The sequence below is a fragment of the Planococcus sp. 1R117A genome (genome assembly GCF_051417975.1).
Taxonomy (GTDB): domain Bacteria; phylum Bacillota; class Bacilli; order Bacillales_A; family Planococcaceae; genus Planococcus; species Planococcus shenhongbingii.
This window is the reverse complement of the sequence record NZ_JBPRLO010000006.1, coordinates 41,754-56,513: the sequence shown is the minus strand read 5'-3', so window position 1 is coordinate 56,513 and position 14,760 is coordinate 41,754. Positions and strand designations below refer to the sequence as shown.

Annotated in this window: 17 protein-coding genes and 1 riboswitch; of the genes, 16 read left to right on the top strand and 1 reads right to left on the bottom strand. The window is 42.6% G+C overall.

What is annotated here, in order from left to right; all coding sequences use genetic code 11:
- Positions 1–6 precede the first annotated feature (6 nt).
- From gcvH to ACSFXN_RS16545, 14 genes are all read left to right on the top strand, one after another.
- On the top strand, positions 7–387 hold the full coding sequence (gcvH, locus tag ACSFXN_RS16610; protein WP_437151240.1) for a glycine cleavage system protein GcvH: 381 nt from the start codon (positions 7–9) through the stop codon (positions 385–387).
- 136 nt (positions 388–523) lie between these two features.
- Complete coding sequence (locus ACSFXN_RS16605; protein WP_300992087.1) at positions 524–862, top strand: toprim domain-containing protein; 339 nt, start codon at positions 524–526, stop codon at positions 860–862.
- Positions 863–867: 5 nt separating this feature from the next.
- A complete protein-coding gene (locus ACSFXN_RS16600; RefSeq protein WP_437151238.1) occupies positions 868–1,194 on the top strand; it encodes a thioredoxin family protein in 327 nt (108 codons plus the stop codon).
- A 33-nt stretch (positions 1,195–1,227) separates the two neighbouring features.
- A riboswitch (SAM riboswitch) is annotated at positions 1,228–1,332 on the top strand.
- 84 nt (positions 1,333–1,416) lie between these two features.
- On the top strand, positions 1,417–2,442 hold the full coding sequence (locus ACSFXN_RS16595) for a methionine ABC transporter ATP-binding protein (protein ID WP_437151236.1): 1,026 nt from the start codon (positions 1,417–1,419) through the stop codon (positions 2,440–2,442).
- Complete coding sequence (locus ACSFXN_RS16590; protein ID WP_300992090.1) at positions 2,435–3,103, top strand: methionine ABC transporter permease; 669 nt, start codon at positions 2,435–2,437, stop codon at positions 3,101–3,103. Before ACSFXN_RS16595 ends, ACSFXN_RS16590 begins: the two co-directional genes overlap by 8 nt.
- Before the next feature lie 41 nt (positions 3,104–3,144).
- Positions 3,145–3,963, top strand: coding sequence for a MetQ/NlpA family ABC transporter substrate-binding protein (locus ACSFXN_RS16585; RefSeq protein WP_437151235.1), 819 nt, complete (start codon positions 3,145–3,147; stop codon positions 3,961–3,963).
- A 189-nt stretch (positions 3,964–4,152) separates the two neighbouring features.
- The gene (locus ACSFXN_RS16580) at positions 4,153–5,325 is read left to right on the top strand and encodes a dicarboxylate/amino acid:cation symporter (RefSeq protein WP_437151233.1); all 1,173 of its coding nucleotides are present in this window, start codon (positions 4,153–4,155) and stop codon (positions 5,323–5,325) included.
- Between the two features lie 100 nt (positions 5,326–5,425).
- Positions 5,426–5,965, top strand: coding sequence for a hypothetical protein (locus ACSFXN_RS16575; RefSeq protein WP_437151231.1), 540 nt, complete (start codon positions 5,426–5,428; stop codon positions 5,963–5,965).
- A 607-nt stretch (positions 5,966–6,572) separates the two neighbouring features.
- A complete protein-coding gene (gene sufC, locus ACSFXN_RS16570) occupies positions 6,573–7,358 on the top strand; it encodes a Fe-S cluster assembly ATPase SufC (protein WP_300993321.1) in 786 nt (261 codons plus the stop codon).
- 18 nt (positions 7,359–7,376) lie between these two features.
- Positions 7,377–8,681 (top strand): Fe-S cluster assembly protein SufD, encoded by a 1,305-nt coding sequence (gene sufD / locus ACSFXN_RS16565; RefSeq protein WP_437151230.1) that lies wholly within the window; start codon positions 7,377–7,379, stop codon positions 8,679–8,681.
- Entirely contained in the window at positions 8,681–9,910 is a 1,230-nt protein-coding gene (locus ACSFXN_RS16560) for a cysteine desulfurase (RefSeq protein WP_437151228.1), read from the top strand. The genes sufD and ACSFXN_RS16560 overlap by 1 nt, the downstream gene beginning before the upstream one ends.
- On the top strand, positions 9,900–10,337 hold the full coding sequence (gene sufU, locus ACSFXN_RS16555; RefSeq protein WP_437151227.1) for a Fe-S cluster assembly sulfur transfer protein SufU: 438 nt from the start codon (positions 9,900–9,902) through the stop codon (positions 10,335–10,337). The genes ACSFXN_RS16560 and sufU overlap by 11 nt, the downstream gene beginning before the upstream one ends.
- A gap of 23 nt (positions 10,338–10,360) precedes the next feature.
- The gene (sufB, locus tag ACSFXN_RS16550; RefSeq protein ID WP_437151225.1) at positions 10,361–11,758 is read left to right on the top strand and encodes a Fe-S cluster assembly protein SufB; all 1,398 of its coding nucleotides are present in this window, start codon (positions 10,361–10,363) and stop codon (positions 11,756–11,758) included.
- Between the two features lie 184 nt (positions 11,759–11,942).
- A complete protein-coding gene (locus ACSFXN_RS16545) occupies positions 11,943–12,128 on the top strand; it encodes a hypothetical protein (RefSeq protein ID WP_437151223.1) in 186 nt (61 codons plus the stop codon).
- A gap of 75 nt (positions 12,129–12,203) precedes the next feature.
- Here the strand turns inward: ACSFXN_RS16545 and ACSFXN_RS16540 are convergent, their stop codons facing one another.
- On the bottom strand, positions 12,204–12,881 hold the full coding sequence (locus tag ACSFXN_RS16540; RefSeq protein WP_437151222.1) for a DNA alkylation repair protein: 678 nt from the start codon (positions 12,879–12,881) through the stop codon (positions 12,204–12,206).
- A gap of 183 nt (positions 12,882–13,064) precedes the next feature.
- On the opposite strand from ACSFXN_RS16540, the gene ACSFXN_RS16535 reads away from it, so the two are divergent.
- Positions 13,065–13,925 carry a DUF72 domain-containing protein gene (locus ACSFXN_RS16535; protein WP_437151220.1) on the top strand — a complete coding sequence of 287 codons (861 nt, stop codon included), beginning with the start codon at positions 13,065–13,067 and terminating at the stop codon, positions 13,923–13,925.
- A complete protein-coding gene (locus ACSFXN_RS16530; protein WP_437151218.1) occupies positions 13,925–14,752 on the top strand; it encodes a sulfite exporter TauE/SafE family protein in 828 nt (275 codons plus the stop codon). Before ACSFXN_RS16535 ends, ACSFXN_RS16530 begins: the two co-directional genes overlap by 1 nt.
- The last annotated feature ends 8 nt before the right edge of the window (positions 14,753–14,760 follow it).

The following is a 14,760-nucleotide window of genomic DNA, read 5'->3' as shown; positions in this document are numbered from 1 at the left end:
TTTCCGATGAGCACACCACAAGAACTTCGTTATTCTAAAGAGCATGAATGGGTTAAAGTTGAAGGCGGTACAGCACGCATTGGCATCACACATTTTGCACAAGCTGAACTTGGCGATATCGTTTTCGTAGAATTGCCGCAAGTTGGCGATGAAATAAAAAGAAATGAGCCATTTGGCAGCGTAGAATCAGTTAAAACTGTTTCAGAGCTTTATGCGCCTATTAGCGGGCGTGTAATTGAAGTCAACACTGAGCTTGAAGACAGTCCTGAATTTGTAAACGAATCTCCGTATGAAAATGCGTGGATGGTGGTAATCGAATCTCCAGAAGAAGCTGAGATCAGCGAATTGATGTCAGCTGAACAATATCAGGAAATGATCAACGAGTAATATCTTAAAAAGCGCCTATTACTTGGCGCTTTTTTTGCTAGCCGGGAACTATATGAAATAAGCATCTATAGGCTGAACCAATACGGAGCAGCCTTTACACCTAATCTTTCATCATATATCAGCGAGGTGTTGACTTATGGATAAAGTAATTGTGGTTGAAGGGCTAACGGATAAAACACGAATAGCGCCGCTCATTGCAGAACCCGTGACGATTGTTTGCACAAATGGTACAGTTAGTGCATCGAGGCTTGAAGAATTATTGCTGCCTTATGAAGGTTTAGATATCATCATATTGGTGGATGCGGATAAATCAGGTGAACGGCTGCGGAAACTTGTTAAACGCGAATTCCCTGAAGCCCGGCATTTTTATATCAATCGCAGTTACAAGGAAGTGGCAGCGACGCCGATCCGGATCTTGCTCGATGTGCTGATTTCAGCAAATGTTCAAGTCAATAAGTTATTAACTGAGGGATGAAATCGATGAAAGAATGGACACATAAAGAATGGCTGAAAGAAAAGAACACTAGCTCTGCCGCGGCTTATTATTTGTATACGCCGATGTGCGGTACATGCCAAGTTGCTTCTAAAATGATGGATGTCGTAAAAGAGTTGTTCCCGGATTTGCCGATGGGCAAAGCGAATTTGAATTATGTTCAAGAAATCGCCGAATTGTACAAGGTGGAAAGTGTGCCTTGCCTGCTCATTACAGAAAACGGGCAGCTGAAAGAAAAGATTTACGCATTCCAGTCTGTGCCTTACCTATACGGAAAATTGAAATCTGTTGACGAAAAATGTCGAGCATGGTAAATTGAATTTCTGAACAATAATTTCATATCGTAACTCTTATTTAGAGTGGTGGAGGGAAGTGCCCTATGAAGCCCGGCAACCGTCATGAAAATGAAATGGTGCCAAATCACACAAAGCAAAAGCTTTGGGAGATGAGAGAGCGGTTTTCGTGTTTTCACGGTTACCCTTCTGCTCAGTTCTGCGCGGAAGGGTTTTTTATTTTGGATTAGGAGTTGTAAAAGGATGATTGAATTAAAAGAACTGTCGAAGGTTTTCGACACGGGAAAAGGCACTTTAACAGCTGTCGACCATGTCGATCTGTCGATTTCGTCCGGTGAAATTTTTGGCATTATCGGCTATAGTGGGGCAGGAAAAAGTACATTGATCCGTTTATTGAACGGATTGGAAAAGCCTACTTCGGGGACGGTAACAATAAACGGCCAAAATATCTCGGCAAGTAAAGGACCAGAGCTGCGGAAGGCGCGCCAGAAAGTCAGTATGATTTTCCAGCATTTTAACCTTCTGTGGTCACGTACAGTAAAAGAAAACATCGAATTTCCGCTTGAAATCGCAGGTGTTCCAAAAAACAAGCGCGACGCCCGCGTTCAGGAATTGGTGGAATTGGTTGGGCTTACCGGTAGAGAACATGCTTATCCGTCTCAGCTGTCGGGTGGCCAGAAACAGCGTGTCGGCATTGCCCGTGCGCTGGCTAATGAACCTGAAGTGCTCCTATGTGATGAAGCTACTTCAGCACTCGATCCGCAGACAACCGATTCGATTCTGGAACTCTTAGTCGATATCAATAAGCGTCTTGGGCTTACGATTGTTCTCATTACCCATGAGATGCATGTTATTCGGAAGATTTGCCATCGTGTCGCTGTTATGGAAGGCGGCCGCGTCGTTGAACTGGGAGACGTATTGAATGTCTTCCAGGCACCAAAACAGCCAATTACGAAGCGTTTTGTCGCTCAAGTCACCGATACGGAAGATTCTCACGAAACGATTAAACATCTGCGGGAACTTTATCCGACAGGCGAATTGGTGAAATTGGTTTTTGTCGGTGAACAGACAGAACAGCCTATTTTGACTAAGCTGATCCGGAAATACCCTGTAGAGATTAATATTGTGCAAGGAAATATATCGCACACGCAGCGAGGAGCTTATGGAACATTGGTTTTACAAATGAAAGGTTCGCAGCAGCAGATATCCGAAGCTCTCGCATTCTTGAATGCTGAGAGTGTCCAGACGGAGGTGATGGCAAATGATTGAGTCATTATTTCCGAATGTCGATTGGGACAGCATGTGGGAAGCGACGCTCGAAACATTATATATGACAGCCATGTCGACATTCTTCACTTTTGTCATCGGATTGGTTCTGGGAATCGTCTTATTTTTGACGGCACCGAAACAATTATGGGCTAACAGTGTGGTGAATTGGCTGACTGGAGCATTCGTCAACATTTTCCGTTCGATTCCGTTTATCATTTTAATCATTTTGCTGATTCCGTTTACGAAATTTCTCATCGGCACGATTCGAGGGCCGAATGCTGCATTGCCTGCTTTGATCATTGGAGCGGCGCCATTTTATGCGCGCATGGTATTGATCGCGCTGAAGGAAATTGATAAAGGAGTCATCGAGGCTGCGCGTTCTATGGGCGCAACAACTTGGACGATTATCCGTAAAGTGCTGCTGCCGGAGTCCAAACCGGCATTAATTTCAGGTATCACAGTTACAGCGATTGCATTGGTTGGATATACTGCCATGGCCGGAATTATCGGTGCTGGAGGTCTAGGAACACTTGCGTTCTTGGACGGTTTCCAAAGAAGCCGGGAAGATGTTACGCTAATGGCAACTATTTTGATTTTGATCATCGTTTTCGCAATCCAGTTTATTGGTGACCGAATGACTACCAAATCTGATAAACGCTAACAGCTAAACTATAAAAAACATAGAAAAAGGGGACCAGTTACATGAAAAAATTACTAGCAGGATCATTATTGACAGCACTTGTACTTGCAGGCTGCGGTGGCGGCAACGGCGGAGCAAGTGAAGAAGAGACAAGCACATTAAAAGTGGGTGCTTCAAACGTACCGCACGCAATTATTTTGGAACAGGCAAAGCCGCTCCTTGAAGAGCAAGGAATTGAATTAGAGATTGAGACATACCAGGATTACATTTTGCCGAACCAAGATTTAGAAGCTGGAGAAATTGATGCCAACTATTTCCAGCACGTTCCGTATTTGGAGTCACAAAAGAAAGAATTTGGCTATGATTTTGAAAATGCAGGCGGAATCCACATCGAGCCGATCGGTGTTTATTCTCAGAAATATGCTTCATTGGAAGAGCTTCCTGAAGGGGCAACAATTTTAATGAGCAACTCAGTAGCCGACCATGGCCGTATTTTATCGATGCTTGAAGCTCAAGGCTTGATTAAATTGGCAGACGACATAGACAAAACGACTGCTGAAGTGAAGGATATTGTGGAAAACCCGAAAAATCTTGAGTTTGATGCGAACTATGAAGCAGCATTGATGGTTCAATTATATGAAGCAGGCGAAGGCGATGCTTTGTTGATCAACTCAAACTATGCAATCGATGCAGGATTGAGTCCATTGGAAGATTCCATCGCACTTGAAAGTTCAGAATCTCCATACGTCAATATCATCGCAGTCAATAAAGGCGATGAAGACAGCGAAAATATCAAAGCATTAGTTGAAACCTTGAAATCACAGGAAATCCAAGACTTCATCTTAGAAGAATGGGGCGGGGCAGTAGTACCTGTCAAATAATAATGATATAGCTGAATACACGTCATAAAACTGGATGTAGACTCGATTTTTTGAGTCGGCATCCAGTTTTTTTATTTTAGATAATAATTTTAATATTTCGCGTATTGTAGAATCTATTCTAATTACTAGACCAATATGATACTTTTGTATAATAATAAAATACAGTTGTTCATCTAGGGAGGACACATCATGAAAATTAAATTCGGTCTTTTACCGAGGATTATTGTCGCTATCGCTTTAGGTGTATTAATCGGTTCTTTTGCGCCAGAGTGGATGGCACGGATCTTTGCCACTTTTACATCAATCTTTGGGAACTTTCTTAACTTTGTTGTACCTCTAATCATTCTTGGTTTTATCGCACCCGGCATCGCCCAGCTCGGGAAAGGTTCTGGGAAATTGCTCGGACTTGCTACATTTTTCGCTTATGCCTCTACGATCGTAGCAGGAATTCTTGCGTTTTTTGCTGCAACTACTATTCTTCCGAACTTTATGAAAGCTGGTTCGATGAGCGGCATTGAAGATCCGGAAAATGCTTTGGCAACATCATTCATCGTTTTGGAGATGCCACCTGTATTCGGCGTAATGTCAGCATTGATTTTGGCATTTCTGCTTGGCATCGGAATGGCTTCGACCGGAAGCAAAACCATGGTTTCGTTTTTCGATGAGTTCCAAAAGATTATTGAAAAAACAATCACATATATCATCATCCCGTTATTGCCATTCCATATTTTTGGCATTTTCGCCAATATGGCATATGGCGGAGCGGTCGCGAAAATCCTGGCACTTTTTGCAGTGGTTTTCGTAATGATTCTTATCCTGCATTGGATTATGCTGCTGCTTCAATACACTGCAGCTGGTACCTTGAACAAAAAAAATCCGCTTTATTTATTGAAAACAATGCTGCCTGCTTATTTCACAGCGCTTGGCACACAGTCGTCGGCAGCAACGATTCCTGTTACAGTTCGACAGGCTCGTAAAACAGGTGCAAATGAAAAAGTAGTGGATTTTGCGGTTCCGTTATTTGCAACCATCCATTTATCAGGAAGTACAATTACAATTGTTTCATGTTCAATTGGCGTCATGCTATTGACTGGCGGTATGCCTTCTTTCGGCAGTTACTTACCGTTCATCTTTATGCTTGGCGTAACAATGATTGCCGCACCTGGTGTACCGGGCGGAGCTGTTATGGCATCAATCGGTTTACTGGAAGTTATGCTTGGTTTCGATTCCACAATGGTTGCTTTGATGATTGCTCTTTATCTGGCACAAGACAGCTTTGGGACTGCTACTAATGTGACCGGTGATGGAGCTTTAGCCATGATTGTCGACCGTTTCACAAACGGCAAAAAAGCGTTGCAATAATATGGAATTTCAATGAATTTCGGCAATTCCCTCTTCTGTATACGATTTCCAAAAGCTATGCTATTATAGCTAAGGATTTTATATCGAAGGGGGGTTTTTTATGAAGAAATTACTAATGATTGGTTTTTCAGCGGCTCTTCTGTTAGGGGGATGCAGTGAAGAAACTGCTACGGAAGAAACAACCGAAGAACAAAAGGAAACTGAAAAAACAGCTCAAGAAACAGGAAATGCAAAACAGGAATTCATGCGTTTTTATATGTCGGTATCTAAAACGATTAACGCCACAGATGCCGACTTGAATACATTTGAAGTAAACCAGACAGAAGGCACTCTTCCAGAAGGCGCTAACTTGCAAGCGATGAAAGATGCAGCGAAAGCATCTGCCGAGAAAACAGCAGCAGCGGTAGAGGGAATCGACATTCCGGAAACTTTAGCTGATCAAAAAAAGGATATCGAGACTGCTCTTGGATTTATTAAAGAATCATATGATATGAAAGCAGAGGAACTAACAAAAGAAGCGAATTTCGAAGCTGCAATTGCAAAATTCTCGGAAGCAGATGAAAAACTCAATGAGCTGCTGAAAGCGCAAGAACTTAACCCTTCAAGTCTTTATACAGAAGTAGCAAAAATTAATAGTTAAAGGCCCAGCAATTTTAAGCGGGGCCTTTTTTCTATTGCTTTTCAGTATGCATGACAATAGTGCTATTTTCTGACAAATTAACATGTTAGCGTTTTATCAAGAAACATAAGGGTATAATGTAAGTGACTTTAAAATTCGAAAGGAATGGTTCACTATCGATTCAAATGGTATAGAGCATACAGAGAAAATGGAACAGGCATTTCGAGATGTACACGGATTTGGTATTGATGAATATCAAAACGACACTGACAAAATTGTAGTAGTAGAGCAACGTAGAGAACAGGACTATCAGCAAGGCCAGCAAGTAGCTGCGCGTTTAGAACGTCTGGTACACCGTCATTGATATAGTAAGGAAAGATCCAGTGCTAAAAGGCGCTGGTTTTTTTATTGATATATATTCTCATTTAGAACCTTTCTATTGAAAATTAAAATATTCAATTTTTCATGTGTATCAGGTTAGGGGTATAAGGAAAATACAGTATTTTTAAAAGCTTATTTCTTAAATTGCTATCCGGTTTAATGATTTGCTACTAAGGTTGATTTCGGTTAAGATTAGAATGATACTAATTAAGAATGGTTTGCCATTCAACATCAACTTTATGGAGGTATTTACATGTCAACTTTGGTCATTAAAGATTTACACGTTGAAATCGAAGGAAAAGAGATTTTAAAAGGTGTAAATTTAACAATTAATACAGGTGAAATTCATGCCATCATGGGACCTAACGGAACTGGTAAGTCAACTTTGGCTTCTGCTATCATGGGGCATCCAAAATATGAAGTTACATCAGGAACGATCACTCTAGACGGCGAAGACGTATTGGAAATGGAAGTTGACGAACGCGCCCGCGCTGGTCTTTTCCTTGGCATGCAGTACCCAAGCGAAATTTCGGGAGTTACCAATGCTGATTTTATGCGTTCAGCGATGAATGCCCGCCGTGCGGAAGGCGACGAAATTTCATTGATGAAATTCATTCGCGAACTTGATAAAAAAATGGAAGTCCTTGATATGGAACAAGATATGGCTCAACGCTATTTGAACGAAGGTTTCTCAGGCGGGGAAAAGAAACGCAATGAAATCCTTCAGTTGATGATGATCAAACCAAAAATCGCTGTTTTAGATGAAATCGACTCTGGATTGGATATCGATGCTTTGAAAGTTGTTGCAGATGGCATTAACCAGATGAGAAGTGAAGAATTCGGCTGCTTGATCATCACTCACTATCAGCGTTTGTTGAACTACATCACTCCTGACCATGTCCACGTTATGATGCAAGGACGCGTAGTTAAATCCGGCGGAGAAGAATTGTCTCATAAATTGGAAGCAGAAGGCTACGACTGGATCAAAACTGAACTTGGAATTGAAGATGAGACTGTAGGACAAGAAGCTTAATTGGAAGGGGAAACTAACGTGACGGTTGAAACAAATTTAAAAATAACCGAGCAGGACGTGCGCTCCTTCTCGGCTTCTAAGTCAGAACCTGAAGAGTTCACGAACTTGCGCGTACAAGCGCTGGCAGCTGCAGAAGTATTACCGCTGCCGAAACCTGATAAAACAAAAATAACAAGCTGGAACTTTACTGAATTCCCAGTCCATTCTACAGATAGTGCTGCTTATGCATCTCTTTCAGAGCTGCCTGAGGAAGTAAAATCTCTAGTGGACTTGAAGCAGAAAAACCTTTATATCCAGCATAATAATACACCAGCTTATTTAGCTTTATCAGATGAGCTGAAAGCCCAAGGTGTCATCTTAACCGATATTTTCACGGCCATCCGCGATCATGCGGATCTTGTAGGTAAATATTTCATGAACGAAGCAGTTAAAGCGGAAGAGCATAAATTGACTTCTTTGCATGCGGCACTTTTGAATGGTGGAGTATTCCTTTACGTTCCGAAAAATGTAGTAGTTGAAGAGCCGGTCCAAGTCGTGTTTATTCATGACAATGAAGATGCTTCACTGTTTAACCATGTATTGGTTGTAGCAGATACCAGCAGTCAAGTGACTTATGTCGAAACTTATATTTCAACAGTTCCAAAAGCGAACGGTTTGGCGAATATTGTTTCTGAAGTTATTGCTGAAGACAATGCGAAAATCACTTATGGAGCAGTTGACGTATTGGCTGAAGGTTTTACAACTTACGTTAATCGCCGCGGGGTTGCCAAACGCGATGCAAGCATCGAATGGGCACTCGGCATGATGAATGACAGCGACACGATTTCTGAAAACACAACTTATCTGATTGGCGACAATTCAGTGGGAGATACAAAAACAGTCGTAGTTGGAAGAGGTTCACAGAAACAGAACTTTACAACTACAGTAACGCATTGGGGCAAAAATTCAGAAGGCCAGATTCTGACGCATGGTGTTATGAAAGAAGCTGCATCTGCCATTTTTAATGGTATCGGCAAAATCGAACATGGTGCCACTAAAGCGAATGCTGAACAGGAATCTCGTGTACTGATGCTTAGTCCGAAAGCCCGTGGAGATGCAAACCCGATTCTGTTGATCGATGAAGACGATGTAACTGCAGGTCACGCTGCTTCAGTTGGCCGAGTAGATCCGCTTCAATTGTATTATTTGATGAGCCGCGGTATTACAAAACAGGAAGCTGAACGTCTTGTTATTCACGGCTTCTTGGCACCAGTGGTAAATGTGTTGCCAATCGAAGGCGTTAAAAAGCAATTGACGGAGGTTATCGAAAGGAAAGTCCGCTAATGATCAACCAGGAGATAAAAAGCTATTTTCCAATACTGAACCAAGAAATAAATGGCCATCCACTTGTCTATCTGGACAGTGCCGCCACTTCCCAAAAACCGGTACAAGTGATTGAAGCGTTGAAAAACTATTATGAGTTCGACAATTCTAATGTTCACCGAGGCGTTCATACGCTCGGCAACCGGGCGACGGAAAAGTATGAAGGCGCACGTGAAAAAGTCCAGAAATTCATTAATGCGAGTTCAACAGAAGAAGTCATTTTTGTTCGTGGTACGACGACTGCCATCAATACAGTAGCGCAAAGCTACGGCCGAGCGAATGTAGATGAAGGCGACGAAATTGTTATCACGTATATGGAGCACCATTCCAATATCATCCCGTGGCAGCAATTAGCTAAAGAACGCGGAGCCATTCTTAAATATATTGAACTGGAAGAAGACGGAACCATTTCCCTGGAGCAGGTGCGGGCAGCAGTGACTGAGCGCACAAAAATCGTTTCCATGGTCTATGTTTCCAACGTGCTTGGCACGATGAACCCGGTAAAAGAAGTTGCACAAATTGCTCATGAAAATGGAGCCGTTCTTGTAGTGGACGGGGCGCAGGCAGCTCCGCATTTGAAAATTGATGTTCAGCAGCTCGATTGTGATTTCTTTGCTTTCTCCGGACATAAAATGGTCGGTCCTACAGGAATCGGCGTATTGTACGGCAAAAAAGCATTATTGAATGAAATGGAGCCTGTTGAGTTTGGCGGAGAAATGATCGATTTTGTCGGCCTTTATGATTCGACATGGAAAGAGTTGCCTTGGAAATTTGAAGGCGGAACACCTATTATTGCAGGAGCAGTAGGACTTGGCGCTGCAATCGATTTCTTGAACGAAATCGGATTGAACAATATTGAACAGCATGAACATGCGATGGCTGCTTATGCGATGGATAGAATGAGTGGGATTGAAGGGCTTGAAATCTACGGTCCCCGAGACCCTCTAAAACGCGCCGGCATTGTAACGTTCAATTTGAATGACGTGCATCCTCATGATGTTGCGACTGTTCTTGATATGAGTGGCATTGCTGTCCGCGCGGGTCACCACTGTGCGCAGCCGCTGATGAAATGGCTTAATGTGACAGCTACAGCACGCGCTAGCTTCTATTTATACAATAACGAATCGGACGTCGATCGTTTAGTAGAAGGGCTACGTACAGCAAAGGAGTATTTCAATAATGTCTTTTAATAATTTGGATCAACTATATCGGCAAGTCATTATGGATCATTACAAAACACCGCGTAACAAAGGCGCACTTGAATCAAACAGTGTCAATATTGAAATGAATAACCCTACTTGCGGAGACCGCATTCAGCTGACCCTGCAAGTCGAAGACAACATCGTCAAAGATGCGAAATTCGACGGTGAAGGATGTTCAATTTCCATGGCATCTGCATCAATGATGACGCAAGCAGTAAAAGGGCAAGATGTAGAAACTGCATTAAAGCTTTCACATATCTTTTCGGATATGATGCTCGGGAAAGAGTACGATGATTCAATCGATTTAGGGGATATTGAAGCATTGCAAGGTGTCTCCCAGTTCCCAGCACGCATCAAATGTGCTACTCTTGCATGGAAAGCCATGGAAAAAGGCGTACAAAGCGAAGAAAAATAGCAACACAGGACGGAGGAACGACAATGGCAAAACAAATGCCGGAAATCGGTGATTATAAATATGGTTTCCACGATAAAGATGTTTCAGTGTTCCGATCAAAACGTGGACTTACAGAAGAGATAGTTAGAGAAATTTCAAACATCAAGGAAGAACCTGAATGGATGTTGAAATCCCGCTTAAAAGCGCTTAAATTATTCTACTCAATGCCGATGCCACAATGGGGCGGAGACTTGAATTCCTTGAATTTCGATGAGATTACGTATTATGTAAAACCATCTGAAGCGAGCCAAACTTCTTGGGATGAGGTACCGGAAGAAATTAAAGCGACATTCGACAAACTGGGGATTCCTGAAGCTGAGCAAAAATACCTTGCCGGTGTTTCTGCACAATACGAATCCGAAGTGGTTTACCACAACATGAAAGTCGAATTGGAAGACATGGGCATTGTCTTTAAAGATACCGGTTCCGCACTTCGCGAAAACGAAGACCTTTTCAAAGAATACTGGCAGTCGGTTATTCCAGCCGCAGACAATAAGTTCGCAGCTTTGAATACGGCAGTATGGTCCGGCGGATCGTTCATCTATGTTCCAAAAGGCATTAAAGTGGAATCACCACTTCAAGCTTATTTCCGCATCAACTCGGAAAACATGGGCCAATTCGAGCGTACGTTAATCATTGTTGATGAAGGCGCAAGCGTTCACTATGTAGAAGGCTGTACTGCACCGGTTTATACGACGAACTCACTGCACTCTGCTGTAGTTGAAATCATCGTGAAAAAAGATGCTTATTGCCGCTATACAACTATCCAAAACTGGGCAAACAACGTCTACAACCTTGTAACGAAACGTGCATTTGTTGATGCGAACGGTACAATGGAATGGATCGATGGCAACATCGGTTCGAAATTGACGATGAAATATCCAGCTGTTTACTTGAAAGGCGAAGGCGCACGCGGCATGACTTTGTCGATTGCAATCGCTGGTAAAGGGCAACACCAGGATGCTGGAGCGAAAATGATTCACTTGGCTCCAAACACTTCATCTTCAATCGTTTCGAAATCTATTTCGAAACAAGGCGGTAAAGTATCTTACCGCGGCATCGTTCACTTCGGCCGTAAAGCTGATGGCGCTCGTTCAAACATTGAGTGTGATACATTGATTATGGATAATCAGTCAACATCTGATACAATCCCGTACAATGAGATCTTGAACGATAACGTATCTTTGGAGCACGAAGCGAAAGTTTCAAAAGTATCTGAAGAGCAATTGTTCTACTTGATGAGCCGCGGCGTTTCTGAGCAAGAAGCGACAGAAATGATCGTAATGGGCTTTATCGAACCATTCACAAAAGAACTTCCAATGGAATATGCGGTAGAAATGAACCGCTTGATCAAGTTCGAAATGGAAGGCTCTATCGGTTAATGAATTTGATAACAACCCTTGGAATGACTTCGTTCATGCCAAGGGTTGTTTTTATGGAGTTTGCAATTTTATGACAAATAAGTGAACATTTTTTAGGTGTATCCCGAAAAAATCGTTGCAGTTTTATAATTTAGTTAAGGGGTAAACAGGCTAAGTAAGTAAATTTCAAGGAGGAATGCTGGACATGAGCCAAACATTCGATGCATTGAAAGAAAAACTTAGCCACGCAGACCTGGGGCAAGCAAAAGAAGTGATGGAGCAAGCCAAACAAGCACATGAAGATGGAAAAATTGACGAAAATGAAAAGAAAGAGCTGTTCGAATCTGCAAAATCTATCATTGGCGGAAAAGGCCTGGGTGGACTCTTCTAACAGAATGAGTGGAGCAGTAGGCTACACAATTGAAACGCAGAAACTAATAAAGCCCGGCGCTTATGCGCCGGGCTTTTAACGGTGGATGTTTTTCAGCGCCTCTCGTTTGCTGAGGGGCATCAATTTGTGTTCTAAGACAAAAGAGCGCACCCAGTCCGCATCGGTTTTTGCATATTCTCGTAGCGCCCATCCGATGGATTTTTGGATGAAGAACTCAGAAGAATCAGCATGCTGCAATATAATGCGGCTAAGCACTGCAGTGTCTGTCTGATGTTTGAACTTCAATTGATGGAGGATAGCGGCACGGTTTGTCCAAATATTGCCGGCTTCAGACCATTCAAACATAATAGGTGTTCCAGCAGCACGCTCTATTTGTATCACATGCCCGACAATCCGGGGAGCTATAGAATCGACGCTGTCCCACCAGGACTTGCTTTCAATTAATTGACGCAGAAAAGGCAAATCATCAACCGATAAGTGCTTTTTCATTTTTTCAAGCAAAGCGATGGAGGCATACTGATATTCGCGTTCCGGCAGCCCGTATAATTTCGATGCTTCTGCCGCTAATTGTTCTGGTGCTGGCAGATGGTATTCTAGAAATTGCTCTTTCAGCAACGCATTACGCATAGGTGTTTTAATGCCCAAAAAAGGGAATTGGTTTCTCATATAGGCAGCCATCGGTATAGCCAGTTCCTCATTGCGGTTAGCTTCAAATTTCTCAATAATTCCTTGGTGGTCCCATTCTTTTTTCAATGTGGCTTCATCTCCTAAAATAACCTTTTAAAAGTGTAGCACAGTCTTTGGAATATTATTTAGTGGCCATCAAAATGACTTTTGGAAAGGAACTCTTTTATTAAGTAGAGAGTAAACCTAAAAAAAGACGTTCTTTTTTTTCTATGCTATCATAAAATAACAACGATGAATGGAGGCGGAACGATGATTTATGTAGGGTTGACGGGTTGGGGAGACCATCCGGATGTCTATAGCCCAGGTTCGAAGAAAACAGAGAAGCTGATGGATTATAGCGCGCATTTTCCGATTGTAGAATTGGATTCATCGTTCTATGCAGTCCAGCCGGAACGCAATATCCGCAAATGGATCAATGAAACGCCGGAAGGATTCCAGTTCGTCGTGAAAGCCTACCAAGGCATGACCGGCCATCAGCGCGGAGAAAACCCATTTGCCAGCCGGGATGAAATGTTTGAAGCGTTTCGCTTATCAATCCGGCCTATGAAAGAAGCTGGGAAACTGGGGATGGTGCTGCTTCAATTTCCGCCTTGGTTTGATTGCCAGCGGGATAATGTTGAGCAAATCCGGGAAATTACTGCGCGTCTTGAAGAGTTCGATTTGGCGATCGAGTTTCGCCATCAATCGTGGTATGCGCCGGAATTGCGGGATAAAACGATAGAATTTTTAAAAGAAAACAACTTGATTCATTCAGTATGTGATGAACCGCAGGCAGGGGATGGTTCTATTCCTCTGGTGCCTATTTCTACCCGCGGAGACAAAGTGCTGCTGCGCCTGCATGGCCGCAATGTCCATGGCTGGCTGAACACTGGCAATGCCAAAAAATGGCGGGAAGTCCGCTATTTATACGATTACAACCAAAAAGAACTGCAGGAAATCAGCCGCGCCGTAGCGGATTTGGAAAAAACAACGGATCAGGTTTATGTGATTTTCAATAATAATTCCGGGGGCCATGCCGCAGGAGACGCAAAAGAGTTTCAGCAGATGAATGATTTAGAATTTAAAGGCTTAAGTGAAAAACAATTAGACTTATTTGAAGGTGAATTTTAATGGAATTTGTATTAATCGCGATTGTTGGCTTACTGTCAGGAATCGTCGGTGCTTTGATCGGCTTAGGCGGTGGCGTTATCTTAGTTCCGTCTATGCTTTTTCTCGGAACAGCTTTTACTTTTTTCCCGGAATTGACCCCGCAGAAAATTGTCGGGCTTTCCGTAATTATGATGATTTTTACCGGATTGTCTTCAACTCTTTCTTATATGAAAGTAAAGACGGTCGACTACAAGAGCGCCTTTATCTTTTTTATTGGCAGTGTCCCTGGAACCATTATTGGGGCATTTGTAAATAAAGGATTGGATTTGCCTTCCTTTAACTTATATTTCGGCATCTTACTGGTATTCCTTTCCATATTGCTGTTGGTCCGGAACCGGTTGAAAGAAGTACAGTGGTTTGTTAATAATGGCCGGAAAATACGTTTTAAAGACTCCATGAACAAAGAATATGTTTATGGTTATCCGGTGTGGGCTGCTCTGCTGCTGACTTTTGCAGTAGGCTTTGCTTCTGGTTTGTTTGGAATCGGCGGAGGTTCGATTATGGTGCCAGCCATGATTTTACTATTTTTATTTCCACCGCATGTTGCCGTCGGAACCTCAATGTTCATGGTCTTTTTATCATCGATTGTAAACTCCATAACCCATATGTCTCTTGGCAATGTTCCCTGGATCTACACGTTGGCGGTAGTGCCAGGGGCTTATATAGGAGCGAAGGTAGGGGCGGCGTTAAACAAAAAACTGAAATCAGAGACGCTAGTAGCTATCTTGCGGATTGCTTTGTTATTATTGGGACTGCGTTCAATTTACGAAGGATTATTTAGTTCTTAAAGAGGTGT